Below are 22254 nucleotides of genomic sequence, written 5' to 3'. Positions count from 1 at the left end.
CCCGGACGCCCTTCCTGACGTACGTTGACATCCCCGGTCACCATGCCGAACCCGCGGGGGTGGTCATGAGCACGTCCGGCACGACGGAGCCCGTCAACCTGTTCGACGCGGACCTGGTGCGCGATCCGTTCGGAGGCTACGCACGCCTGCGGGAGCAGGCCCCGATGGTGCGCGGCTCCTTCCCCGGCCTGAACTCCCCCGTCTGGCTCGTCACGCGGTACGACGACGTCAAGACCGTGCTGGGCGACCGCAGGTTCGTCAACAACCCCGCCAGCGTGCCGGGTGCGGACGTGCACAACATCCGCGAGGAGCTCATCGAGGCCCGCGGCATCCCGCGCGAGTACGCCGCGTACATCCTCGACAGCGTGCTCGACGCCGACGGCGACGACCACCTCCGGCTGCGCAGGCTGGTCTCCCGCGCCTTCACCGCCCGCCGGGTGGCGGAGCTGCGCCCCCGGGTCGAGGAGATCGCCGAGGATCTCCTCGGCCGGCTGCCCGGTCACGCCGTGGACGGCGTCGCCGACCTGATCGAGCATTTCGCCTATCCCCTGCCGATCACCGTCATCTGCGAGCTGGTCGGCATCCCCGAGGAGGACCGCCCGCGGTGGCGGGAATGGGGAAAGGGCCTGGTGTCACTCGAACCGGGGGCCGCGGCCGAGCCCTTGCGGCACATGGTGACCTACATCCACGAGCTCATCGCCCGCCGCCGGGCAGAGCCCGCAGGTGACCTGCTGACCGGCCTGATCCGCACGCACGACGAGGACGGCGACCGGCTGACCGACACCGAGCTGGTCACGATGGTCCTCACGCTCGTCCTCGCCGGGCACGAGACCACCGCCCATCTGATCGGCAACGGCACCGCCGCCCTGCTGACCCACCCGGGCCAGCTCGCCGCGCTGCGGGCCGACCCCGGACTGCTGCCGCGCGCCGTGCACGAGCTCATGCGCTGGTGCGGGCCCGTCCAGGGCACCCGGATCCGGTACGCGGCGGAGGACGTCGAGATCGGCGGCATGACGGTGCGCCGGGGCGAGCCGGTGATGGCGGTGCTGGTGTCGGCCAACTACGACCCCCGGCGGTTCGACGATCCCGACCGGCTCGACATCACCCGGGAGCCCGACGGGCACAAGGAGATCCACGTCGGCTTCGGTCACGGCCTGCACTACTGCCTGGGCGCGGCGCTGGCCCGGCAGGAGGGCGAGGTGGCCTTCGGTGCGCTCCTGCGCCGTTACCCCCGCCTCGAACTGGCCGTCGCGCCGGAGGACCTCGACCGCCAGTTCTTCCCCGTCTCCTGGCGCCTCGCCCACCTTCCCGTACGCCTTCACCACGAAGGACATCAGGCATAAATCTGACACAGGCGTGCTTTACTGCTCGCGGGCGGCATCTCTTAGGCCGCCCGCCTGCGGTGACGGCCTACAGATCATTCGAGTCGCAGGGTGCCGCCGAACAGGCCGTCGAAGCCGGCCGCGACCAGGCTCTCGCCCATCTCCCGCGCGGCCCTCATCGCGTCCTCGAACTCGAGCAGCCCGCGGAACGCCTCGCCGTACCTGCGCTGCTCCTCGACCGCGAGCCGGGGTAGCTGCGCCCGGCGGGGATCGAAGCGCATCGAGGAGCCGAGCCTGGTCGAGGGGCCGCCGGCCGCGCGCAGGCATCCGGCGAGGAAGTGCGGGTCGAGCCGCTCGGGATCGGTCCGGATGATCAGGAGCTGGGCGCCCAGCACCGCGCCGGACTCGGTCATCACACGCGGGACCGGGCCGCTTCCCGCGATCAGCGGCGCGACCACATCTGCGGCCTCGATGCGCACCTGGCCCGCCACGTCGGCCGTACGGCCGCTGGGCGCCCGGCCGAGCAGCAGGTCCTGGGCGGTGAGCATCGGCAGGTCGCCCTCGTCGGGCATTTTGAGCGGGCCCTGCATGATCGCCACCACGCCCGCGCGGGCGAGTTCGCCGAGCGTCGTCATCGGCAGCTCCCCGCGTCCGCCTGCCGCCAGCCTGGGCAGCCCGGCGCCGAGGCCGCGCAGCAGCGCCTCGGTCCGCTCCCGCACGGCCGCGTACCCCGCCGAGCCCGGTTGCTCCGGCGACACCACCCGATGGCCGGTGGTCAGGTCGACCTCCTCGTCGAGGAGATCGATGATCCGGACGCTGCCGCTGCCCGGCGGCAGCTCGGCGCCCTCGGCGAACGCCTGCCACGCCTTGTCCGCCAGGACGAGATCCTCACCCGCGTCGACCATCAGCACATCGGACGGCGGGCTGTCCCCCGGCGCCGGACGGCGCAGCACCCACAGGTCGGGCGCGCCGCTGGAGGCGGGAGCGGCTCCCGGAGAAAGCGTGATGACCGCCCGCACCGCCCCCGCGCGCAGCAGGTTGCCCCGGATCCGCCTGCCGGGGCGCCTGGCGGCCGCGGTGCCCGGCATCATGACGACCACCAGGCCGCCGGGTTTCACATGGGACAGGCAGTGCTGCGCCCAGGCCAGCTCCGACTCGCCGCGCGGCGGCAGGCCGTACTCCCATCGCGGGTCGCTGGTCAGTTCCTCGTAACCCCATCCGCGCTCGTTGAACGGCGGGTTGCAGACCACCACGTCGGCGAGTTCGCCGGGGAAGGCATCGGCCCGCAGCGAGTCACCGGCCGCGACGGTGCCCGCGACGTCCGCGAAGCGCAGGCAGATCCCGGCGAGACGCGCCGCGCTCTCGTTGAGCTCCTGACCCAGGACACGCGCGGCGCCGGAGGCGAGCAGCAGCGTGCCGATCCCGCAGGCGGGGTCGAGGACCGTCGCACCGGCCGTGCCGCCGAGCCTGGCCATCAGATCGGCCACGGGACGCGGCGTGGCCAGCAGCCTGCGCGAGTGCAGTTCGACGTAGCGGTCGCAGATGCCCCGGAAGGCCGCCGCCGGGCCCTCGGCCTCGCCCACCTCGGCGATGGCCCTGACCAGATCGGCGTCCACGGCGACCCCGGCGGGCGGGGGCTCGGGTAGCCGCTTGAGCAGGGCGTCGTCGTCCGGGTTCCGCCGGCTCTCCGGATCCTCCCGCACGGACAGCAGCAGCGTTCCCGCGTAGGCGACGGCGTCGCCCAGCCGGATGTCGTCGGTGCTGGCCCGCAGCCGCTGCCAGAGCCGCTCGACCGGTGCGACCTCGACGTACCGGCCGTGGCGGCGCAGCCACGCCTCGATGTCCGCCAGTGAGAAGGCCGGGCTGCTCGCCGTGCCCCCGACCGGCTGCGGGAAGTCCTCGAACCGCTTGCGCCAGTTGCTCACCGCGGCCCTGCCGACGTCGGCGAGCCGCGCGATGTCGGCCGCGTTGACCGTTACGTCCTCACGACTCATCGTCGTTCCTCCGGGACCCCGCCCGCCGGAACCCCGCGCTCGTCCCCATGCTGACCATCACGTATGAACCCCCCGAAATCGTCCAGGCTCACCAGCATGCCTGGTTCACACCAATCTTGATGGGTGCAGCCAGCTCAGCCAATCGGTCCCCCACCCTAGCTGAGGGCCGGTCCGCTGGCCCAGATTCGGACAGCTTTATTTGTTTAGCCAGTTCACAAAGCAGATCCCCATGTCCTTGTTACGCTGCCATGTCCGGAAACGCTCCGAGCGGCACGCGGAAGGATCGGCCCATGGCACCGACGCAGCTCTACCAGGCGGTTCTGCGAGACCCCGGCCGGCCGATCTGGGTGCGGTTGCACCGGGTCTTCTCCACCTGGGCGCAGACCAAGGGCTTCCCGCCACCGGACGCCGGGAGGCCGCGGGTCGAGCACGAACACGCGGGCGCACGCCTGGTGATGGAGCGGCGCGCCGAGTGCGGGCGGTACGTCCTCGAGGAACCCCTGGACGGCGGACGACTGCGTACCAGAGCGGTCTTCCTCGACGGCGCTCCCGGCTGGGTTCAGATCACGGTCGAGCAGGAGGGGAACGCGCGGCGGAACGCCCGGGCCCCCGGCTTCGTCCCCGCCTACCTGCGCACCGCGCGCATCACCGACGGCGGGATCCATCTGGTGGACCGCGCGGAGGTGCTGGCGGAGGACGAGGTGCACCGCTTCCTGCGGGTCCTGACCGAGCCCCGGCGCCAGGTTCCCGTGGTGGTGGTGTCCCCCGGCCACCGCGACGAGAACACCGCCCGGGCTGATCGGCTGGCGGAGGCGACGGCCGGGGCAGGAGTGGTCGTCCGGCTCGCGGACAGGCGCACCGAGAACCTCTTCAACCGTTTGATGGGGGACGAACTGAGCGTGTACGGCGGGGCGATCCGCACCTACGCCGCTCCCTTCGACCCGGCCACCGAGCGCAGCCCCTACCGGCATCCGCCGATGCGACCCGCCAAGTTACGGGAGGAGGGCGCGCTCGAGACGATCGCCGACGGCGTGATCGGCCGTGCGTCCGCGGCAGAGCCGCACCCCGAGGTCCGTCAGTCCCTGCCCGTCGTGCTGCGGGTCCTTGCGGGCCGTGCGGAGGTCGTGGCACTGGAGGGGGCGATGACGCCGCCTCCCGCGCCCGTCGATCCCGCGCGGGAGGAGCTGCGGCGGAAGATGATGGCGCTGACCGTCCGCCCGGCACCCCCGTCGCCCCCGAGGTCCCCCGCGCCCCCTGCGGCGCCGCCGGGCGCGGCCGAGCCCGAACCGGTGCCCGGGCCCGCGCCGGAGCCGGTCGCCGTGGTCGACGAGTCGCCGGACCCCGATGTCGCGCACCAGGTGGCCGAGATGGTCGTCAAGGCCATGCGCCAGGAGCTGGACACCGCGCTCGGCCTGGCCGCGGGCGCCGACACCAGCCGCGACGTGCTGCGTGAGGTCCGCACCCTGGGCCTGCACCTGGCCGGGCTGCGCGAACTGATCGTCCCCGCCGCGCCCGCCGGGAGCGAGGACGACCTGCGCGTCGCACACGAGCTGCTGCGGGAGGAGTACGCCGAAACCGTCACCGCCGCCCGCGTGCTGGAGGAACGGGTCCGTTGGCTGGAGCGCACCCTCGCCGAGTCGGGTCATCCCGTCTACGGCATCGCGACGCCCGGCGAGCCCTTCACCCCCGCGAGCCTCGCCGAGACCCTGGTCGAGGCCCGTTCCCGGCTGGCCCACCTCGTCGTCGGCCAGACCGACAACGCCGCGGTCCGGCTCGATCACGCCGACCCGATGCTCAGCCGTACGTGGGCGGCCAAGGCGTGGGACGCGCTGCTCGCGCTGGACGACTTCGCCCGCGCACGCTCCTCCGGCGAGTTCGCCGGCGGCTTCTACGACTGGTGCGCGGACGGCTCCGGCGGCCGGCGCGTGATCCCGCCCGGGATGCTCGCCATGCGCGAATCGGCGTCGGTCACCAACAGCGCCAAGTTCAGTCAGCCGCGCACCTTCCCCGTCCCGGCCGAGGTCCATCCCAGCGGGAAGATCGTCATGGAGGCCCACGTCAAGCTGCGCGCCGTGGGCTACCCGGCACCGCGGATGTACTTCCACGACGACTCGGGCGGCGTGACCGGCAAGATCTATGTCGGCTACCTCGGCGACCATCTGCCGAACACCCGCACCAATTGAACGCACCGCCAATCGTCCGCCTGAGCGGAGACCTTCGTGCCGTCGCCGCGAGCGAGCAGACGGCGAGCCTGCGCGGAGAACTGGACGCCCGCTGGAGCATCGTGGAGACGTCCTTCGCCACACCGATATAGGCGTCAGCCTGATGAACGAGGGCGTCGCCGTCGACCTGGACAGCCCGCGGATCACCGACAAGCTGCGGCGCCGTCCCGTTACCGGAGTCACCGAGGCGATGATCGGTTTCCAGCACGGCCGGTGCCTGATCTGCCGAGAGCCTGTCGTCCCGGGCAGCGACGTGATCGCGGTGGACCACGTGTTCCCCTTCTCGCTGATGGAGCGGTTTCCCCTGACGGCCGACCTCGACGCCGTATGGAACCTGGTCCCCGCGCATGCCGGGTGCAATCTCGGAAGGTGGCAGGGCTTCATCCGGTACGTGCTGTCCCAGATCCAGAGCGCGCGTCAGGCGGACGGGCCGGGGATGCCCTGACCGGCGATCAGCGGTTCGAGGGTGAGACCGTCGTGTTCGCGCTGGATGGAGCGCATGCGCCACTGGTCGCTGAACACGGCGAGCAGGGCCTGGTCGCGGCTGCGGGTGAGCACCTCCGCGCCGCGCTGGCGCCGGAGCACCTCCGCCGACTCGGCGTCGGTGCGGAGGGCGAGCGTGTACTCCAGCCGGTCGAGGACGATCTCCGCGCCGAACTCGGTGGCCAGGCGGTGCTGCACGACCTCGAACTGCATGGGCCCGACCGCGGCCAGCACGGGGGCCTGGTCGCCGCGCAGGTCGGAGCGGAGCACCTGGATCACGCCCTCGCCGTCGAGCTGGTCGATGCCGCGGCGGAACTGCTTGGCCTTGGCGGTGCTGCGGGAACGGGCGACGGCGAAGTGCTCGGGGGCGAAGCTGGGGATGGGCGGGAACTCCACCGGCTTCCCCTCGTAGAGGGTGTCCCCCGGCCGCAGCGCGGTGGCGTTCACCAGCCCGACGACGTCTCCCGGATACGCCTCGTCGATGGTCGCGCGTTCCTGGCCGAACACCGACTGGGCGTACTTGGTGGCGAAGGGGCGGCCGGTGGCGGCGTGGGTGAGCACCATGCCGCGCTCGAACCGGCCGGAGCAGACGCGGACGAACGCGATGCGGTCGCGGTGGGCGGGGTCCATGTTGGCCTGCACCTTGAAGACCAGGCCGGAGAACGGCGCGTCCAGCGGCCGGGCCGCGGCCTCGACGTCGAGCCGGGGCGCGGGGGCGGGGGCCAGGTCGACGAGCACGTCCAGCAGCCGCGCCACGCCGAAGTTGGACAGCGCCGCGCCGAACAGCACCGGCGTGGACTCGTGCGCCTCGAACGCCTTCTGGTCGTGCTCGGCGCCGATGGCGGCGAGCAGGTCGGCTTCCTCCCCCGCGCGGGTCCAGTCGGCGCCGAGCTCGGCGACGGCCTGCTCGGGGGTCAGCTCGGTCTCCAGCGCCTTGGTGGCGCCGCCGGGCGTGCGGGTGTAGCGGACGATGCGGTCCTCCAGGCGGTCGACCACACCGTGGAAGTTCCCCGCGGCGCCGATCGGCCAGGTCACCGGCGTGGGACGCAGGCCGGTGCGCTCCTCGATCTCGTCGAGCAGTTCCAGCGGCTCCTGGCCCGGCCGGTCCCACTTGTTAACGAACGTGATGACCGGGATGCGGCGGTGGCGGCAGACCTCGAACAGCTTCATGGTCTGCGGCTCCATGCCCTTGGCCGCGTCGAGCAGCATGACCGCGCAGTCGACGGCGGCCAGCACGCGATAGGTGTCCTCGGAGAAGTCCGCGTGGCCCGGCGTGTCGACCAGGTTGAACACGTGGTCGCGGTAGTCGAAACGCAGCGCGGCCGAGGTGATGGAGATGCCGCGGGCCCGCTCCATCTCCATCCAGTCGGACGTCACGCCCCGCCGGCCGGCCTTGCCGTGCACGGCTCCCGCCTGGCTGATCGCCGAGGCGTGCAGGGCGAGCGCCTCGGTCATCGTGGACTTTCCGGCGTCCGGGTGGCTGATCACCGCGAACGTGCGGCGGCGCGCCGCCTCACCCGTGACGGCGCTCATCGCCGGACCCCCGAAACGTGGATCCCCGAGACGCGGGTCGTCGTGGTGCGGTCGTGGTGCGTGCAGGCCATCCGGGCTCCCAAACAGCGGTGGACGGTTGAGGTTACCGCGCCGGGCGCCGCGCTCCGGAATCGGCGCCGCCCGGTGCGGTCCTCACCGCGCACGCGGGAACTACAGGCGCTCGATGATCGTGACGTTGGCCTGGCCGCCGCCCTCGCACATGGTCTGCAGGCCGTATCGGCCGCCGGTGCGCTCGAGCTCGTGCAGCATGGTGGTCATCAGCCGGGCGCCGGTCGCGCCGAGCGGGTGGCCGAGCGCGATCGCGCCGCCGTTGGGGTTGACCCGGGCGGGGTCGGCGCCCGTCTCCTTGAGCCAGGCCAGCACGACCGACGCGAACGCCTCGTTGATCTCGACGACGTCCATGTCGCCGATCGACATGCCGGTCTTCTTCAGCGCGTACGCCGTGGCGGGGATCGGCGCGGACAGCATGCGGATGGGGTCCTCGCCGCGGGCCGACAGGTGGTGAATCCGGGCCCTGGGCCGCAGGCCGTGCGCCTTGACGGCGGCCTCGGAGGCGATGAGCAGGGCGGCCGCGCCGTCGGAGATCTGCGAGGCGACGGCGGCGGTCAGCCGCCCGCCCTCCTCCAGGGTCTTCAGGCCGGCCATCTTCTCCGGCGTGGTGTCCCGGCGGGGGCCCTCGTCGGCGGTGACGCCCTCGAGCGGGGCGATCTCGCGGGCGAAGCGGCCCTCGTCGGTCGCCCGGATGGCCCGCTGGTGCGACTCGAAGGCGAACGCCTCCATGTCCTCCCGGGAGATGTCCCAGTCCCTGGCGATCATCTCGGCGCCCCGGAACTGCGACACGTCCTGCTTGCCGTACCGGGCCTGCCAGCCGCGCGAGCCGACGTACGGGCCCTCGGTGAGGCCGAGGGAGTCGGCGGCGCCGCGCGAGGCGAAGGCGATCGGGATCTGGGACATGTTCTGCACGCCGCCGGCGACGACGAGGTCGCTGGTGCCGGACATCACGGCCTGCGCGGCGAAATGGACGGCCTGCTGGGAGGATCCGCACTGCCGGTCGACGGTCACGCCCGGCACCTCCTCGGGCAGCCCGGCGGCCAGCCAGCAGGTGCGGGCGATGTCGCCGGCCTGCGGGCCCACCGTGTCCAGGCAGCCGAAGACCACGTCCTCCACCGCGGCCGGGTCCACCCCGGAGCGCTTCACGAGCTCGATCAGCGCGTGCGCGCCGAGGTCGGCGGGGTGGACGCCGGAAAGGCCTCCGTTCCGCCTGCCCACGGGGGTGCGCACCGCCTCGACGATGTATGCCTCCGCCATCGCACAACTCCTCAGGTTGTTGTCAGGATCCCTTCCAGGACCATCGCTATGTACTGCCTGGCGATCTCTTCGGCCGGCAGCCTGCCGTCACCGCGGTACCAGCTCGCGGCCAGCCACACGGTGTCGCGGATGAAGCGGTAGATGAGGCCCGTGTCGAGGTCGGCACGGAAGACGCCGTCGGTGACCCCGCGGTCCAGCACCGTCAGCCACATCTCGCGGAAGCGCCGCTGCGACTCCGTCAGGTAGGAGAAGCGCGGGCTCGACGCGAGGTGCTTGGACTCGTTCTGGTAGATCACGACGGCCGGGCGGTGCCGGTGGATCGTGCGGAACGACTCCACGATCAGCGCCTCGAAGGTCTCCCGTGCGCCGAGACCGGAGCCGGTCACCTTGTCGTACGCCGCCCACAGCTCGGTGAGGAACGCGGAGAGGATCTCGTCGACCATCGACTCCTTGGAGTCGAAGTGGTAGTAGAGGCTGCCGCCCAGCATGTCGGCGGCCTCCGCCACCTCGCGGACCGTCGTGGCCGCGTAGCCCCGGGACGCGAACACCTCGGCCGCGGTGGCCAGCAGCTCGGCCCGCCGCTCGGCGCGGGCGGCCGCGGTGCTCTCTGCGTCTCTGCGTCGTGGGCTCATGGGTAGTCGACCTCTCAGGGGTGCTGGCTGGAGACCGAGACGACCTCTCCGGTCATGTAGGAGGAGTAGCCGCTCGCGAGGAAGACGATAACGTTGGCGACTTCCCATGGTTCCGCGTGGCGGCCGAAGGCCTCCTTCCTGGTCAGCTCGGCCAGCAGCTCGTCGGTCGTGACCTTGGCCAGGTGGGGGTGCATGGCCAGCGAGGGCGCGACGGCGTTGATCCGCACGCCGTACGGCGCGGCCTCGATCGCCGCGCACCTGGTCAGCGCCATGACGCCGGCCTTGGCCGCCGCGTAGTGCGCCTGGCCCTCCTGCGCCCGCCAGCCGATCACAGAGGCGTTGTTGACGATCACGCCACGGCCCCTCGGCTGCATGCGCGTCAGCGCGGCACGGGTGCACCGCATGGTGCCGGTCAGCGTGACGTCGAGCACCCGGCCCCACTGCTCGTCGGTCATCTCGACGAGCGTCGCCGTGCCGCCGAGCCCGGCGTTGTTGACGACGACGTCGACCGGCCCGAAGCGCTCCTCCGCCTTGGTGAACAGGCGCTGGACCTGCTCCTCGGAGGTGACGTCGCAGGGCACGGCGGTCACCGAGTCCGCGCCGAACTCCTCGCGCAGCACGGCCAGGCTCTCGCCGAGCCTGCGCTCGTGGGCGTCGCTGACGACCACCCGCGCGCCCTCCTCCAGCATGCGCCGGGCGCAGGCGCCCCCGATGCCGGTGCCGGCCGCGGCGGTCACCACGGCCACCCGATCGCGCAGCAGACCGTGACCGGTCACGTAGGTCGGCATGCCCTCTACCCTTCACGGACCCGAAGGGCCCTCTCCTCGCCGTGCGTCTCGTGGTTTACTCTACCAAATAGTTGTTAGAAAAAATCGAGGGTCCCATGACGTGGAGGTTCTCATGACGGAGGATTCCGAGAAGGGTCCTGCGGAGGTCGTCCGCTACGAGCGTCGCGGCCCCGTGGCGGTGGTCACCATGAACCGCCCGGAGTACCGCAACGCGCAGAACTCGGCGATGACGTACGCGCTGGACGAGGCCTTCTACCAGGCCGTGACCGACGACGAGGTCAAGGTGATCGTCCTGGCCGGAGAGGGCAGGCACTTCTCGGCCGGGCACGACATCGGCACGCCCGGCAGGGACGCCCACGTCTCGTTCGAGCGCAGGGCGAGCCTGTGGTGGGACCACGTCGGCAAGGAGGGCGCCGAGAGCCGCTTCGCGCGGGAGTCGGAGGTCTACCTGGGCATGTGCCGGCGGTGGCGGGAGATTCCCAAGCCGACGATCGCCATGGTGCAGGGCGCGTGCATCGCGGGCGGGCTCATGCTCGCCTGGGTCTGCGACCTGATCGTCGCCTCCGACGACGCGTTCTTCGCCGACCCCGTCGTACGGATGGGCATCCCGGGAGTGGAGTACTTCGCCCACCCCTGGGCGATGCCGCCCAGGATCGCCAAGGAGTTCCTGTTCACCGGCGACCGGATGCCCGCCCGGCGGGCGTACGAGGTGGGCATGGTCAACCGGGTCGTGCCGCGCGAGGACCTGGAGACGGAGACCCTCGCGCTGGCCGAGAAGATCGCGGCGATGCCGCGGATGGGCCTGGCGCTGACCAAGAAGGCGGTCAACCAGGCCGAGGACCTGCAGGGCATGCACGCCGGGATGGACTCGGTCTTCGGCCTGCACCACCTCGCCCACGCCCACAACGCCGAGACCTCGGCCGACTCCCTGGCCGGGATGGACCCCAAGAGCATGAAGGCGGCCGCCGATGGATCTTGACCTGTCGTCGGTGGAGCCGTTCCGGGCGGAGGTGCGCGCCTGGCTCCGCGAGCACGTGCCCGCCGCTCCCCTGCCGTCCCTGGAGATCGAGGAGGGCTTCGCCGCCCACCGCGCCTGGGAGCGCGAGCTGCACGAGGCCCGCCTGTCGGTGGTGTCGTGGCCCGAGGAGTACGGCGGCCGGAACGCCACCCCGCTGGAGTGGCTGGTCTTCGAGGAGGAGTACTACGCGGCCGGCGGACCGGGACGGGTCAGCCAGAACGGCATCAACCTGCTCGCGCCCACGCTGTTCCAGCACGGCACGCCCGAGCAGCTCGCCCGCGTCCTGCCGTCGATGGCCTCCGGCGAGGTGATCTGGGCGCAGGCGTGGTCGGAGCCCGGGGCGGGCAGCGACCTGGCGTCCCTGCGCGCGACCGCGACCCGGACCGACGGCGGCTGGCTGCTCAACGGCCAGAAGACGTGGAGCTCGCGGGCCGCGTTCGCCGACTGGGGCTTCGGGCCGTTCCGCTCCGACCCCGAGGCCGAGCGGCACCGGGGGCTGACCTACCTGATGTTCCCGCTCGACGCCGAGGGGATCACCCGCAGGCCGATCGGCCGCATCGACGGCAAGCCGGCCTTCGCCGAGCTGTTCTTCGACGACGTGTTCGTCCCCGACCGCGACGTGATCGGCGAGCCCGGCTCGGGGTGGAAGGTCGCGATGAGCACCACCGGCAACGAGCGCGGGCTCACGCTGCGCAGTCCCGGCCGGTTCCTGGCCGCCGCCGACCGCCTCGTGGAGCTGTGGCGCGAGCACGGCGACCCCGCCGACACCGCGATGCGCGACCGGGTGGCCGACGCGTGGATCAAGGCGCGGGCCTACCGGCTCAAGGGCTTCGAGACGATCTCCCGCACGGAGGACGTCGGCGCCGAGTCGAGCGTCAACAAGATCTTCTGGTCGGAGCTGGACGTGGCGCTGCACGAGACGGCCCTCGACCTGCTCGGCCCGGACGGCGAGCTGGCGGGCGAGTGGCTGGAGGGCTACGTCTTCTCCCTGGCCGGCCCGATCTACGCCGGGACCAACGAGATCCAGCGCAACGTGATCGCCGAGCGCGTGCTCGGCCTGCCGAAGGCGGGAAGCCGATGAGATTCGTCCTCGACGCCGAGCAGCGGCTGTTCGGCGAGACCCTCGGCAAGCTGCTCACCGAGGCGGCCGTGCCGGGCGTGGTGCGCGACTGGGCCACCGGACGGCGCGAGCGCGGCCTCGCGCTGTGGCGTTCGCTGGCCGACGCGGGGGTGTTCGCGGTCGCCGTGCCCGAGTCGGCCGGAGGGGCCGGGCCGCTGCCGGTCGAGCTGGTGACCGCGTTCCACGAGCTCGGCAGGCACGGCGCGCCCGGGCCGTACGCCGAGGCCGTGGCCGCCGCCGTGCTGCTCGACCGGCTGGGCGACGAGGCGATCGCGGGCCGGTGGCTGCCCGCGATCGCCGAGGGCACCGCCCTCGTCACGCTCGCGCTGCCCCCGGCCGTGCCGTACGCGCTGGACGCCGACGCCGCCGGCCTGGCCCTGCTGGTGGACGGCGGGCGGCTGTGCGCCGCCGTCCCCGGCGGGGTGCGCGCGTCGCTCGACCCCGCCCGGCGGCTGTTCCCCGTCACGCCGGGCGAGGTGCTCGCCGAGGGACCGCGGGTCGCCGCGGCCGCCGCCGAGGCCTACGACATGGGCGTGCTCGCGTGCGCCGCGCAGCTCGTGGGCACGGGACGCCGCCTGCTGGAGGTGTCGGTGGACTACGCGAGGACCCGGCGGCAGTTCGGCCGGCCGATCGGCGAGTTCCAGGCGGTCAAGCACCACCTGGCCGACGCCCTGGTCGGGCTGGAGTACGCCCGGCCGCTGGTGCACGGCGCCGCCCTGGCGTACGGGACGCCGGACTTCGCCCGGGACGTGTCGGCGGCCAAGGCCGCGGCGGCCGAGGCGGCGTACGCGGCGGCGAAGATCGCCCTGCAGGTGCACGGCGCGATCGGATATACGGACGAGTACGACCCCAGCCTGCTGATCCGCAGGGCCCGCGCCCTGTACACGGCGTGGGGTTCGCCGTCGGACCACCGGGCCCGGGTGGTCGCCTCACTCGCCGGTTGACTCGTAACGGCGCAGCTCCCACGGGTCGTGGGCGGAGAAGACCTCGACCTCGCCCGCGTGGTCGCGGACGAGCGCGCGCAGGCGGTCGCGGTTGCGCAGCCGCAGCTCCGCGTCGACCTGGGAGCCGGTCTGCACGAGGTCGAGCAGCGGGTGCGGTTCCGGCTCCCCCGCCCGCAGCTCGCCGTGGTAGAAGTACGCGTCGCCCGCGTGCAGCAGCCACCGGTCACCGGCACGGACGGCCACCGCCGCGTGCCCGGCGGTGTGCCCGCCGAGCGGCACCAGCAGGAAGTCCGGCGGCAGCCCGTGCGGCCGCCGCACGCCGCCGAAGCCGAACCACTCCTCGCCCACGCCGGACTCGTACGTCACCCAGCGGGGGCGGTGGGCCCAGTGCGCCGGCCGGTAGCGCCTGCTGGGGGCCTCCGCCACGGCGGCGGCCAGTTCCTCCTCCATGACGTGCACCCGGGCGTCCGGGAAGTCCGGCAGGCCGCCGGAGTGATCGACGTCGAGGTGGGTCAGCAGGATGTGCCGCACGTCGGCGGGCGCGTGACCGAGCCGCTCGACCTGGCGCACCGCGGTCTCTGCCGGGTCGAGCACCGGCTCGACCATCTCCGTCCAGTCCGCGGCGAGCGAGCCCGCCGGGTCGCGTACGTCGCCGAGCCCGAGCCCGGTCTCCACGAGCACCAGGCCGTCGCGGGCGGTCTCGACGAGCAGGCAGTGGCTGACCGCGTGCGCGGGAGCCTGACCGGCGTCGATGGGCTCGATCTTCCGCATCGAGCCGCAGTTGAGGTGGTGGACCTTCATTCGGAGCCCTTTCGCCGGGCGGCGTCGGCGACCAGTCCGCCGATCCGTCGCGTGACCGAGTGGATGACGCCGGTGTCGCGGCGCACGCGGGCGAGCAGGAGCGCTCCCTGCAGCGAGGACAGCACCAGGTCGGCGAGCGCCTCGGCCTCGTCCACATCGTGCGCCCGCAGATAGCCGGCCAGGCCGCTCAGCCAGGAGGCGTACGCCGCGTCGCAGGCCGACCGGATGGGTTCGCTGCCGCCGGCGGCCTCCAGGGCGACCGTGGCCACCGGGCAGCCCTCCTCGAACCCCGACTCCTCCAGGTTGCGGGCGAGCAGGTCGCCGATCCGGGCGACGGCCTCGGCGGGACCGGGGGCGGCTGCCACGGCGGCGGCGATCCGCTCGCCGAGCTCGCCGCCCGCCACCGCCACCGCCTCGGCGGCCAGTTGTTCCTTGCCCTCGGGGAAGTGGAAGTACAGCGAGCCCTTGGGCGCCCGGCTCTCCGCCAGCACCTGGTTGAGGCCGGTGGCGTTGTAGCCCTGCCGCTGGAAGAGCCCGGCGGCGGTGCGCAGGACGCGCTCGCGCGTGTCGTTCCTTCGCGTCATGCCGCCAGACTAGACCGGTCTACATAGTTTCGGCAAGGTTCCCGCTGAGAGCGCGCACGACCTCGGCGGCCTGCGTGACGATGGAGTCGATCAGCTCCTCACACGTGGGCAGGTCGTCGATGAGCGCGACGACCTGGCCGGACGCCATCACGCCGAGGTCCGGGCGGCCGTCCACCATGGCGGCCTTCAGCAGCATCGGGGTGTTGGCCGCCATCAGCACCTGCGACCAGCTCAGCTCCTTGCCGTGTTTCATGGCCAGGCCGTCGCGGATCATGCACGGCCATGACATCCCGGAGATCCTCCGGAAGCGCGCCGCGTTGCGCACCGCGCGGACCAGTCCGGACACCTTCCCCGACCGCTCCAGGCCGTCCACCAGGTCGGTGCGCAGCACGCGGTGCGGCATGCCGTCCACCTGCCGGGTGACCACGGTCTCGGACATGCCGAGGTAGGTCTTCTTGACCGCGTCGGGGACCGAGCTGTCCGAGGTCAGCAGGAACCGGGTGCCCATGGCCACCCCCGCCGCGCCGTACGCGAGGGCGGCGGCCAGGCCGCGCCCGTCGAAGAAGCCGCCGGCGGCGATCACCGGGATGTCGACGGCGTCCACGACCTGCGGCAGCAGCAGCGTCGTGGCGACCGCGCCGGTGTGACCGCCGCCCTCGCCGCCCTGCACCAGAACGGCGTCGGCGCCCCACGCGGCGACCTTCTCCGCGTGCCGCCGCGCGCCGACCGACGGGATCACCACGATCCCGGCGTCCTTCAGCTTGGCGATCAGCTCCTGACGCGGAGCGAGCGCGAACGAGGCCACCTTCACCCGGTTCCTGATCAGCAGGTCGACCCGCTCGCCCGCGTCGCCGGCGTCGGCGCGCAGGTTCACCCCGAACGGCGCGTCGGTGCGCGAGCGCACCTCCTCGATGGCGGCGGCGAGCTGGGCCACGGTCATCGTGGCCGAGGCGAGGACGCCGAGGCCGCCCGCGTTCGCCACCGCCGACACCAGCCGAGGGCCCGCCACCCAGCCCATGCCAGTCTGCACGACCGGGTGGCGCACGCCGGTCAGTCGCGTGAGCGGGGTGTCCAGTTTCGGCCCGATCACGCCTTCACCTCCCGGTAGCGCAGTCCCTTCGGGTCGAGCACCTCGCGGATGACGCGCAGCTCCTCGCCGGTGGGCTGACGGGTCTCCGGCACATCGCCGTCGATCGTCAGGTCGAACCCGGTGGCGGCCCTCACCTGCCCGACCTCGACGCCAGGATGCACCGAGACCAGCCGCATCGACCCGTCGGGGGTGCCGAAGTCGAACACGGCGAGGTCGGTCACCACCCGCCGCAGGTCGTGGAAGCGGGCGGCCCGCGGGCCCAGCCCGGCCGCGCGGTCGTGGCCGACGCCGCTGACCACGTCCACCTCCGGCACGAAGACGCGGGTGGACTGCTTGGGGATCCAGTAGCTGGTCGGGTTGCAGATCGTGTTGCCGGGGGCCCCTCGGACACCGAGGAGCTGCGACTTCGGCCGAGCCCAGTCGCCGATCGCCGAGATGTTCGTGTTGCCCTGCCTGTCGATCTGGGAGGCGCCCATCATCACGTGCCTGCGCCCGTTCTGCACCAGCCACAGATGCTCGCGGAACGGCAGCCACCCCTCGACCGCCCCGGCCGGCGCGCCGAACGGCACCGCCTCCGCGGTCAGCAGCGCGCCGCCGTCCGTGGTCAGCAGGCCGGGCTCGAACGTCAGCCGCGCCAGCCGGGCGCCCAGGATCGAGCAGGTGCCCATCGCCGCCGCCAGGATCTCGCCGTCGCCGCGCCACGCCTCCGCGCAGGCCACGACGCAGATCTCCGCCCGGGTCGCGCTCATCGCCCCTCCTCACGCCACTGCTGCACGGTCTCCTGGTAGGCCGCCTCGTCGCCGGTCAGGAAGCGGTCCGCGAACGCCGCCCACGCCTCCGGGTCGGCCGCCGAGGCGGCGTAGTGCCGCTGGAACATCTCGTCCCGCCCCTGCCCCGAATCGGTGAAGTGGCCGCCGCCGGGGGTCTCGACCACACCGGTCACGTGCATGCGGCTGACCAGCAGTGTCTGCGGCGGTCCGCCCAGCTCGCCCGCCTCGACCAGCCGGTCGCAGGACATGAAGCACCGCCCGGACGCCTTGGCGAACAGGTCGTCCATGTACGGATCGGGGCCGAGGTAGCGGCCGTTGCCCCGGGTGTCGGCCACGTCCATGTGCACGAGCGCCACGTCCATCGTGAGCGCGGGCACCGCGACGAGTTCCTCCCCGTCGTCGTACGGCGAGCGGACCGTGCGCAGGGCGGGGTTCATCCGCATCACGTCCGAGCCGAGCCCGGCCCGCGTCGGCAGGAACGGCAGCCGGTGCGCCGCCGCGAGCAGGCCGAACATGAACATGCCCTCGTCGTACTCGGTGAAGTCGACGGCCCCGCGCTGCCGGGCCGCCCGGAAGTGCGGTTCGAGGGCGATCGAGTCGAGCGTCACGAACGGGGCGACGACCCTGCGCACCTTGCCCGCCGCGCAGAGCAGGCCCACGTCCGGCCCGCCGTACGCCACGATCGTCAGGTCCGTCAGCGAGGACCGGTAGATGGCCCGGACCAGCGCCATCGGCTTGCGCCGGGAGCCCCAGCCGCCGATGCCGATCGTCATGCCGCTCTCCAGCGAGCCGACGATCTCCTCGATCGAGGTGACGACGCCCATCACCGGCCTCCTTCCGCGACGAAGGCGTCCCGGTGCCGGTCGCCGGCGCCCATGAGGTTGAGTTCGAACGTGAAGCCCTGCTCGAACCGGTAGCTGCGCTTGACGTCGACCGGGTCGATGCCGTTGAGGGACTCCTTGGCCCGCCGGATGACGTACGGGTCCTTGGCGGCGATCTGGGCCGCCACCTCCAGCGCCGCGTCGCGCAGGCGCTCGGGCGGCACGACCTCCAGCACGGAGCCGAACGCGTGCAGTTCGGCGGCGGTGACGTTGCGGCACGTGTAGACCATCGCGCGCATCAGGTGCTGGGGCACCAGCCGCGCGAGGTGGGTGGCCGCGCCGAGCGCGCCCCGCTCCACCTCCGGCAGGCCGAAGTAGGCGTCGTCGGAGGCGACCACGACGTCTGCGTTGCCGGCCAGGCCGACCCCGCCGCCAAGGCAGAAGCCGTGCACCGCCGCGATCACGGGCACCTCGCACTCGTAGACCGCCGCGAACGCCGCGTAGCAGCCGCGGTTGGCGCCCACCAGCGCGTCGAACCCGGTGGTCGCCTGCATCTCCTTGATGTCCACACCGGCGTTGAACCCGCGGCCCTCGGCCCGCAGCACCACGACGCGGGTCTCCGGCTCGCGACCGGCCTCCCGTACGGCGTCGGCCAGGTCGAACCATCCGCGTACGGTCAGCGCGTTGACCGGCGGGGCGTCCACCACGACCTCGGCGACGCCCTCGCCGTTACGGCTGGTCGAGATTCCCATGCGGCACCTTTCCATCTAACATTTGTTAGAAAGTACGCTAGCAGAGCGGATCGCCCCAGGCGATGCCCCATGTCCGATTGGAGAGACCGAGATGATCTGCAGGGACCGAGTCGTCATCGTGACCGGCGCGGGGCGCGGCCTCGGCCGGGCGCACGCGCTGGAGTTCGCCCGCCAGGGCGCGAAGGTCGTCGTCAACGACCTCGGGGTGAGCCTGTCCGGCGAGGGCGGATCGGACGCCGGATCAGGGGGTCCCGCTCAGGATGTGGTCGAGGAGATCCGCGCGCTGGGCGGCGAGGCGGTGGCCGACCGGTCCGACATCGCCACCGACCAGGGCGCGCGGCGGCTGGTGGCGACCGCGGTCGAGCACTTCGGCCGCCTCGACGTGCTGGTCAACAACGCCGGGTTCCTGCGCGACCGCATGCTGGTCAACCTGTCGGAGGAGGAGTGGGACGCGGTGATCCGCGTGCACCTGAAGGGCCACTTCCTGCCGCTCAAGCATGCCGGGCTGCACTGGCGGGCCGAGTCGAAGGCCGGTCGGCCGGTGGACGCGCGGGTGGTCAACACCTCGTCGGGCGCGGGCCTGCTCGGCAGCGTGGGGCAGGGCAACTACTCCGCCGCCAAGGCAGGCATCGTCGGCCTGACCCTGGTCGCGGCGGCCGAGCTCGGCCGCTACGGCGTGACCGTCAACGCCATCGCCCCGGCCGCCCGCACGCGGATGACCGAGCAGGTCTTCGCGGCGACGATGGCCGCTCCCGAGGAGGGCGCGTTCGACGCCATGGCCCCGGAGAACGTCTCCCCGCTGGTGGTCTGGCTCGGCTCGGCCGAGTCGAAGGACGTCACCGGCCGGGTCTTCGAGGTCGAGGGCGGCCGGATCTGCGTCATGGAGGGCTTCCGGCACGGCCCGGCCGCCGACAGGGGCGCCCGCTGGGACCCCGCCGGGATCGGGCCCGAGGTGGCCAAGCTGCTCGGCCGGGCCGCCGCGCCCGAACCCGTCTACGGCGCCTGATCCTCCCCCGCGAGCCCGTGACGACAGGCGTAGCGCGTCGCGTCGCTGCGGTTGCGGGCTCCGATCTTCGCGAAGGCGTTGTTGATGTGCGTCTTCACCGTCGTCTCGCCGATGAACAGCGACGCGGCGATCCGCGCGTTGTCCATGCCCTGCGCGATCAGCGCGAGGACCTCGACCTCGCGCGGGGTGAGCCGGTCCGGGTTGCTCCACCGATCCGCCCGCGCGCCCGGCGGGTCCGGCCGGAGCATCGCGCGTACCAGCCGCCTGGAGATCGCAGGGCCGAAGGCCGACTGACCGGACACCGTGGCGCGCAGGGCGGCCGCGATCTGCGCCCGTCCCGCGTCCTTGGTGAGGTAGCCGCGCGCGCCCGCCCCGAGGGCCGCGGCGATCGACTCGTCGTCGGCGTACGTGGTCAGCACCAGGACCGCGACCTCCGGATGGTCACGGACGATCCGCCGCGTCGCCTCCACGCCGTCGAGCACCGGCATGCGCAGGTCCATCAGAACGACGTCCGCGGGCGCCTCGGCCAGCAGGCGGAGCGCGCCCTCACCGTCGCCCGCGGCGCCGACGACCTCGATGTCGTCCACAAGGCCGAGCAGGGCCACCAGACCCTCCCGGACGATCTCCTGGTCGTCGGCCACCAGGACCCGGATGACGGGGTCGCCGCTCATGCCGGCACCTCCGCGACGACCTGCCATCCGCCCGCCTCCTCGCCCGCGACCTCACCCGCGATCTCGCCCGCGATCTCGCCCGCGATCTCGCCCGCGACGAGCCGACCGCCCACGAGCGCGAGCCGTTCCCGCATGCCCTCCAGCCCGTATCCCCCGGGCCGGCCCGCCCGGCCGCTCCCGGCGGCCGCGCCGGGACCGTTGCGCACCTCCAGACGCACGGCACCGGGCCGGTAGTCGAGCCGTACGGTGACCGCTGTGGCCGGGGCGTGCCTGGCGGCGTTCGTCAGCGCCTCCCGTGTCGTGCGCAGCAGGCAGACGGTGATCGCCGGCGGCAGGGACCGGGGCGTCCCGCCGACCCGGAAGCGGACCTCCCCCGCGTGGTCGTCGCCGTGGGCCGCCGCGAGCCGGGCCAGGGCCTCGGCCAGCGGCGGCACGTCCTCGCGCAGGGCGGCCACCGCGTGCCGCGCCTCGGCCAGTCCGTCGGCGGCCAGCCTCCGGGCCCGCCGCACCCGGTCCAGCCCCGCGGCCACGTCGCCCTTGTCGCTCAGCAACGCGTCGGCCAGTTCGAGTTGCACGCCCAGTGCGCCGAGGGAGTGGGCGAGCACGTCGTGCAGTTCCCTCGCGATCCTGGCCCGCTCGTCCAGCGCGGCGGCCCGCGCGTGCTCGGCCTGCGCGCGCCGGGTCTGTTCGAGCAGCCGCCGCGCGTGCCCGGCCTCCACGCGGTACTGCCGGCGGCTCAGCCCGAGCAGGACGATGACGAGCATGATCGCGGCGTTGCCGAGCGCGTCGCCGGCTGATCGCTGGGCGAGCGCGCCGGAGACCGCTCCCGTGACTACGGCCGCGCAGGTGACCGCGATGATCGGCAGCGGGCCCGGCCGCGTGTGCATCGCGAGGGCCGCCAGCCCGACACAGGCCATGATCATCGCGGTGCCGTCGTCCACCGGGCCGGTGGCCGCGGCGGCGGTCAGGGACGACACGCCGAGCGCGACGAGGGCGGCCACCGGAGATCTCCGCTCCAGCCGTACGAAGACCAGCCAGCACGCCAGGCTCACGCCGAGGGGCACCCAGGCGGCGCCGGTCACCGCGTCCGGGCGGGCGGTGGGGAGCGCGGCCACCATCATGACCGTGCCGATCAGCCGTTCGACCCGCCATCCGGGCGACAGGCCCGCCGGCCAGGATCGCCGTACCGCCCGGAGGGCTGCGTGAACCATGAGGCCTCCCGGAGACGCGCCGCTAGTGACGGCGCAGGTTCGCGATGAGCTCGAAGGCCAGCAGCCGGTAGGCGACGAATCCGGCCAGGACGACCAGTCCGACGACGACCATGGCGACCACCGATTTGCCGTTCATTTTCCCTCCATCCGCCGTCCGGATCCGGCCCACGATCGCCTTGATCGGATCGAGGCCGTTCCCGTCCCTGTCGTTCATGGACGGAACCGTACGGAGCGATCGGGTGGACCCGGCACCTCCGCACGGTGGAAAGCGAGGTGGAGACAGGGGTGGAGATCAGGGTGGAGAAGCAGCGGGCGGTCAGGGCGCCCGGCTCTCTCCGGCGAGCTGTTCGCCGAGCCCGGTGCGCCGGTAGCGCAGGCGGCGGCCCTCCCGTTCGCCGCTCACCAGACCGGCGTCCCTGAGCGTGGTCAGGTGGTGCGAGGCGGTCGCCGGAGCAAGCCGGAGAGCGGCGGCCACCTCCCCCATGCTGGACGGTTCGGCCAGCAGGGCGAGCATGGCCGCGCGGGTCGAGCCGAGCAGGGCGGCCAGCGCCGCTGGCTCGGCCCGGGCCCGCCAGAGTGCGGGGACAAGCCGCGCCGAGCGGGAGCGCAGCGCGAGGCAACTGGCCACGACCTCCGCCGTCGGGCTGTGCGCGAACCTGAGCCGCAGCAGGTCGGCGGGAGCGAGCTCGACCCGGATCACCCGTCCAAGCTGTCCGCCGAGACCCTGGCCCGGCTGGAGGAGCTGTTCCTCCGGTCGGCAAGGGCGGCCCCGCCCCGGAGGCCTGGGCCTGGTGAGGTTCGGCCGCCGGGCCGAAAGTCCCATGATCATGGGACTTCGGGGCGGCCGTGGCGTGCCGTACGGCTCCTGCGGCAGGGCCGGTGATCGCGGTTTGCTTGAGGTGTCAAGGACAGAGCAAAGACGCGAAACGTTGAAAGGGGCCGGTCATGGCCACCATCGAGAGGCGCAACCAGAGGACTCACCTCGACGCCGCCACCCCCGCGCCCCGGACGACCCCCGCCACTGCGCCCCGGACGACCACCGGCCCCGCCCGGTACGCCTGGGCCGCCGCCCGCATCGCCATCGGCTGGGTGTTCCTGTGGGCCTTCCTGGACAAGATGTTCGGCTTCGGCTTCGCCACCCCCGCCGCCAAGGCCTGGATCAA

Annotated in this window: 23 protein-coding genes and 1 pseudogene; 9 read left to right on the top strand and 15 right to left on the bottom strand. The window is 73.0% G+C overall.

Annotated features, from left to right (window positions below; all coding sequences use genetic code 11):
• Window positions 1–65 precede the first annotated feature (65 nt).
• Window positions 66–1343 carry a cytochrome P450 gene (locus tag HHX41_RS29085; protein ID WP_182908504.1) on the top strand — a complete coding sequence of 426 codons (1278 nt, stop codon included), beginning with the start codon at window positions 66–68 and terminating at the stop codon, window positions 1341–1343.
• 74 nt (window positions 1344–1417) lie between these two features.
• Here the strand turns inward: HHX41_RS29085 and HHX41_RS29080 are convergent, their stop codons facing one another.
• Window positions 1418–3316, bottom strand: coding sequence for an N-6 DNA methylase (locus tag HHX41_RS29080; RefSeq protein ID WP_182908503.1), 1899 nt, complete (start codon window positions 3314–3316; stop codon window positions 1418–1420).
• Between the two features lie 290 nt (window positions 3317–3606).
• Between HHX41_RS29080 and HHX41_RS29075 the strand changes: the two genes are divergently transcribed.
• From HHX41_RS29075 to HHX41_RS29070, 3 genes are read left to right on the top strand one after another with little or no spacing between them, the layout of a single operon-like run.
• The gene (locus tag HHX41_RS29075) at window positions 3607–5499 is read left to right on the top strand and encodes a hypothetical protein (RefSeq protein WP_182908502.1); all 1893 of its coding nucleotides are present in this window, start codon (window positions 3607–3609) and stop codon (window positions 5497–5499) included.
• The gene (locus tag HHX41_RS41070) at window positions 5496–5630 is read left to right on the top strand and encodes a hypothetical protein (RefSeq protein ID WP_259401399.1); all 135 of its coding nucleotides are present in this window, start codon (window positions 5496–5498) and stop codon (window positions 5628–5630) included. The genes HHX41_RS29075 and HHX41_RS41070 overlap by 4 nt, the downstream gene beginning before the upstream one ends.
• An 11-nt stretch (window positions 5631–5641) precedes the next feature.
• The gene (locus HHX41_RS29070; RefSeq protein WP_182908501.1) at window positions 5642–5983 is read left to right on the top strand and encodes an HNH endonuclease domain-containing protein; all 342 of its coding nucleotides are present in this window, start codon (window positions 5642–5644) and stop codon (window positions 5981–5983) included.
• Here the strand turns inward: HHX41_RS29070 and HHX41_RS29065 are convergent.
• From HHX41_RS29065 to HHX41_RS29050, 4 genes are all read right to left on the bottom strand, one after another.
• The gene (locus tag HHX41_RS29065; protein ID WP_182908500.1) at window positions 5956–7554 is read right to left on the bottom strand and encodes a peptide chain release factor 3; all 1599 of its coding nucleotides are present in this window, start codon (window positions 7552–7554) and stop codon (window positions 5956–5958) included. The genes HHX41_RS29070 and HHX41_RS29065 overlap by 28 nt on opposite strands.
• Before the next feature lie 171 nt (window positions 7555–7725).
• The gene (locus HHX41_RS29060; RefSeq protein ID WP_169982516.1) at window positions 7726–8883 is read right to left on the bottom strand and encodes an acetyl-CoA C-acetyltransferase; all 1158 of its coding nucleotides are present in this window, start codon (window positions 8881–8883) and stop codon (window positions 7726–7728) included.
• An 11-nt stretch (window positions 8884–8894) separates the two neighbouring features.
• On the bottom strand, window positions 8895–9515 hold the full coding sequence (locus HHX41_RS29055; RefSeq protein WP_182908499.1) for a TetR/AcrR family transcriptional regulator: 621 nt from the start codon (window positions 9513–9515) through the stop codon (window positions 8895–8897).
• Window positions 9516–9529: 14 nt separating this feature from the next.
• Window positions 9530–10303, bottom strand: coding sequence for an SDR family oxidoreductase (locus HHX41_RS29050; protein WP_182908498.1), 774 nt, complete (start codon window positions 10301–10303; stop codon window positions 9530–9532).
• A 112-nt stretch (window positions 10304–10415) separates the two neighbouring features.
• On the opposite strand from HHX41_RS29050, the gene HHX41_RS29045 reads away from it, so the two are divergent.
• Genes HHX41_RS29045 through HHX41_RS29035 form a run of 3 tightly spaced genes read left to right on the top strand, consistent with a single transcriptional unit; the run spans window position 10416 to window position 13385 of the window.
• Complete coding sequence (locus tag HHX41_RS29045) at window positions 10416–11282, top strand: enoyl-CoA hydratase (RefSeq protein ID WP_182908497.1); 867 nt, start codon at window positions 10416–10418, stop codon at window positions 11280–11282.
• A complete protein-coding gene (locus tag HHX41_RS29040) occupies window positions 11272–12402 on the top strand; it encodes an acyl-CoA dehydrogenase family protein (RefSeq protein ID WP_182908496.1) in 1131 nt (376 codons plus the stop codon). Before HHX41_RS29045 ends, HHX41_RS29040 begins: the two co-directional genes overlap by 11 nt.
• A complete protein-coding gene (locus tag HHX41_RS29035; RefSeq protein WP_182908495.1) occupies window positions 12399–13385 on the top strand; it encodes an acyl-CoA dehydrogenase family protein in 987 nt (328 codons plus the stop codon). Before HHX41_RS29040 ends, HHX41_RS29035 begins: the two co-directional genes overlap by 4 nt.
• Here the strand turns inward: HHX41_RS29035 and HHX41_RS29030 are convergent.
• The 6 genes from HHX41_RS29030 to HHX41_RS29005 all read right to left on the bottom strand — a co-directional run bounded on the left by HHX41_RS29030 (window position 13371) and on the right by HHX41_RS29005 (window position 18203).
• The gene (locus HHX41_RS29030) at window positions 13371–14186 is read right to left on the bottom strand and encodes an MBL fold metallo-hydrolase (RefSeq protein WP_182908494.1); all 816 of its coding nucleotides are present in this window, start codon (window positions 14184–14186) and stop codon (window positions 13371–13373) included. The genes HHX41_RS29035 and HHX41_RS29030 overlap by 15 nt on opposite strands.
• A complete protein-coding gene (locus tag HHX41_RS29025) occupies window positions 14183–14770 on the bottom strand; it encodes a TetR/AcrR family transcriptional regulator (protein ID WP_169982509.1) in 588 nt (195 codons plus the stop codon). The genes HHX41_RS29030 and HHX41_RS29025 overlap by 4 nt, the downstream gene beginning before the upstream one ends.
• Window positions 14771–14789: 19 nt before the next feature.
• Window positions 14790–15788: an NAD(P)H-dependent flavin oxidoreductase gene (locus HHX41_RS29020; RefSeq protein ID WP_396795380.1), complete on the bottom strand. Its 999-nt coding sequence runs from the start codon at window positions 15786–15788 to the stop codon at window positions 14790–14792.
• Window positions 15789–15856: 68 nt separating this feature from the next.
• Window positions 15857–16609, bottom strand: coding sequence for a CoA-transferase subunit beta (locus HHX41_RS29015; RefSeq protein ID WP_182908493.1), 753 nt, complete (start codon window positions 16607–16609; stop codon window positions 15857–15859).
• Complete coding sequence (locus HHX41_RS29010) at window positions 16606–17454, bottom strand: CoA transferase subunit A (protein WP_182908492.1); 849 nt, start codon at window positions 17452–17454, stop codon at window positions 16606–16608. The genes HHX41_RS29015 and HHX41_RS29010 overlap by 4 nt, the downstream gene beginning before the upstream one ends.
• Entirely contained in the window at window positions 17454–18203 is a 750-nt protein-coding gene (locus HHX41_RS29005; protein WP_169982505.1) for an enoyl-CoA hydratase family protein, read from the bottom strand. The genes HHX41_RS29010 and HHX41_RS29005 overlap by 1 nt, the downstream gene beginning before the upstream one ends.
• A 91-nt stretch (window positions 18204–18294) precedes the next feature.
• On the opposite strand from HHX41_RS29005, the gene HHX41_RS29000 reads away from it, so the two are divergent.
• Window positions 18295–19209: an SDR family oxidoreductase gene (locus tag HHX41_RS29000; RefSeq protein ID WP_182908491.1), complete on the top strand. Its 915-nt coding sequence runs from the start codon at window positions 18295–18297 to the stop codon at window positions 19207–19209.
• Here HHX41_RS29000 and HHX41_RS28995 read toward each other — a convergent pair.
• The 4 genes from HHX41_RS28995 to HHX41_RS28980 all read right to left on the bottom strand — a co-directional run bounded on the left by HHX41_RS28995 (window position 19197) and on the right by HHX41_RS28980 (window position 21791).
• Entirely contained in the window at window positions 19197–19880 is a 684-nt protein-coding gene (locus HHX41_RS28995; protein WP_182908490.1) for a response regulator transcription factor, read from the bottom strand. The genes HHX41_RS29000 and HHX41_RS28995 overlap by 13 nt on opposite strands.
• The gene (locus HHX41_RS28990) at window positions 19877–21091 is read right to left on the bottom strand and encodes a sensor histidine kinase (protein WP_182908489.1); all 1215 of its coding nucleotides are present in this window, start codon (window positions 21089–21091) and stop codon (window positions 19877–19879) included. Before HHX41_RS28990 ends, HHX41_RS28995 begins: the two co-directional genes overlap by 4 nt.
• Before the next feature lie 22 nt (window positions 21092–21113).
• On the bottom strand, window positions 21114–21305 hold the full coding sequence (locus HHX41_RS28985) for a hypothetical protein (protein ID WP_182908638.1): 192 nt from the start codon (window positions 21303–21305) through the stop codon (window positions 21114–21116).
• A gap of 102 nt (window positions 21306–21407) precedes the next feature.
• Window positions 21408–21791: a helix-turn-helix transcriptional regulator gene (locus HHX41_RS28980; protein ID WP_182908488.1), complete on the bottom strand. Its 384-nt coding sequence runs from the start codon at window positions 21789–21791 to the stop codon at window positions 21408–21410.
• Window positions 21792–22036: 245 nt separating this feature from the next.
• Between HHX41_RS28980 and HHX41_RS28975 the strand changes: the two are divergent.
• Window positions 22037–22254, top strand: a pseudogene (locus HHX41_RS28975) (hypothetical protein); the annotation flags it as partial.

Origin of the sequence: Microbispora sp. H13382 (assembly GCF_014161445.1) — a bacterium.
Taxonomy (GTDB): Bacteria; Actinomycetota; Actinomycetes; order Streptosporangiales; family Streptosporangiaceae; genus Microbispora.
The sequence above is the reverse complement of the archived record's forward strand: the minus strand, read 5'-3'. Positions and strand labels throughout refer to the sequence as shown.

Coding starts and splice junctions, on each gene's coding strand:
- HHX41_RS28990 (WP_182908489.1), bottom strand. CDS start 21,091: ATGGTTCACGCAGCCCTCCGGGCGGTACGGCGATCCTGGCCGGCGGGC.
- HHX41_RS29075 (WP_182908502.1), top strand. CDS start 3,607: ATGGCACCGACGCAGCTCTACCAGGCGGTTCTGCGAGACCCCGGCCGG.
- HHX41_RS29005 (WP_169982505.1), bottom strand. CDS start 18,203: ATGGGAATCTCGACCAGCCGTAACGGCGAGGGCGTCGCCGAGGTCGTG.
- HHX41_RS29015 (WP_182908493.1), bottom strand. CDS start 16,609: ATGAGCGCGACCCGGGCGGAGATCTGCGTCGTGGCCTGCGCGGAGGCG.
- HHX41_RS29045 (WP_182908497.1), top strand. CDS start 10,416: ATGACGGAGGATTCCGAGAAGGGTCCTGCGGAGGTCGTCCGCTACGAG.
- HHX41_RS29035 (WP_182908495.1), top strand. CDS start 12,399: ATGAGATTCGTCCTCGACGCCGAGCAGCGGCTGTTCGGCGAGACCCTC.
- HHX41_RS28995 (WP_182908490.1), bottom strand. CDS start 19,880: ATGAGCGGCGACCCCGTCATCCGGGTCCTGGTGGCCGACGACCAGGAG.
- HHX41_RS29060 (WP_169982516.1), bottom strand. CDS start 8,883: ATGGCGGAGGCATACATCGTCGAGGCGGTGCGCACCCCCGTGGGCAGG.
- HHX41_RS29080 (WP_182908503.1), bottom strand. CDS start 3,316: ATGAGTCGTGAGGACGTAACGGTCAACGCGGCCGACATCGCGCGGCTC.
- HHX41_RS29030 (WP_182908494.1), bottom strand. CDS start 14,186: ATGAAGGTCCACCACCTCAACTGCGGCTCGATGCGGAAGATCGAGCCC.
- HHX41_RS29010 (WP_182908492.1), bottom strand. CDS start 17,454: ATGGGCGTCGTCACCTCGATCGAGGAGATCGTCGGCTCGCTGGAGAGC.
- HHX41_RS29040 (WP_182908496.1), top strand. CDS start 11,272: ATGGATCTTGACCTGTCGTCGGTGGAGCCGTTCCGGGCGGAGGTGCGC.
- HHX41_RS29000 (WP_182908491.1), top strand. CDS start 18,295: ATGATCTGCAGGGACCGAGTCGTCATCGTGACCGGCGCGGGGCGCGGC.
- HHX41_RS29065 (WP_182908500.1), bottom strand. CDS start 7,554: ATGAGCGCCGTCACGGGTGAGGCGGCGCGCCGCCGCACGTTCGCGGTG.
- HHX41_RS29050 (WP_182908498.1), bottom strand. CDS start 10,303: ATGCCGACCTACGTGACCGGTCACGGTCTGCTGCGCGATCGGGTGGCC.
- HHX41_RS29085 (WP_182908504.1), top strand. CDS start 66: ATGAGCACGTCCGGCACGACGGAGCCCGTCAACCTGTTCGACGCGGAC.
- HHX41_RS29025 (WP_169982509.1), bottom strand. CDS start 14,770: ATGACGCGAAGGAACGACACGCGCGAGCGCGTCCTGCGCACCGCCGCC.
- HHX41_RS29070 (WP_182908501.1), top strand. CDS start 5,642: ATGAACGAGGGCGTCGCCGTCGACCTGGACAGCCCGCGGATCACCGAC.
- HHX41_RS28985 (WP_182908638.1), bottom strand. CDS start 21,305: ATGAACGACAGGGACGGGAACGGCCTCGATCCGATCAAGGCGATCGTG.
- HHX41_RS29020 (WP_396795380.1), bottom strand. CDS start 15,788: ATGGGCTGGGTGGCGGGCCCTCGGCTGGTGTCGGCGGTGGCGAACGCG.
- HHX41_RS29055 (WP_182908499.1), bottom strand. CDS start 9,515: ATGAGCCCACGACGCAGAGACGCAGAGAGCACCGCGGCCGCCCGCGCC.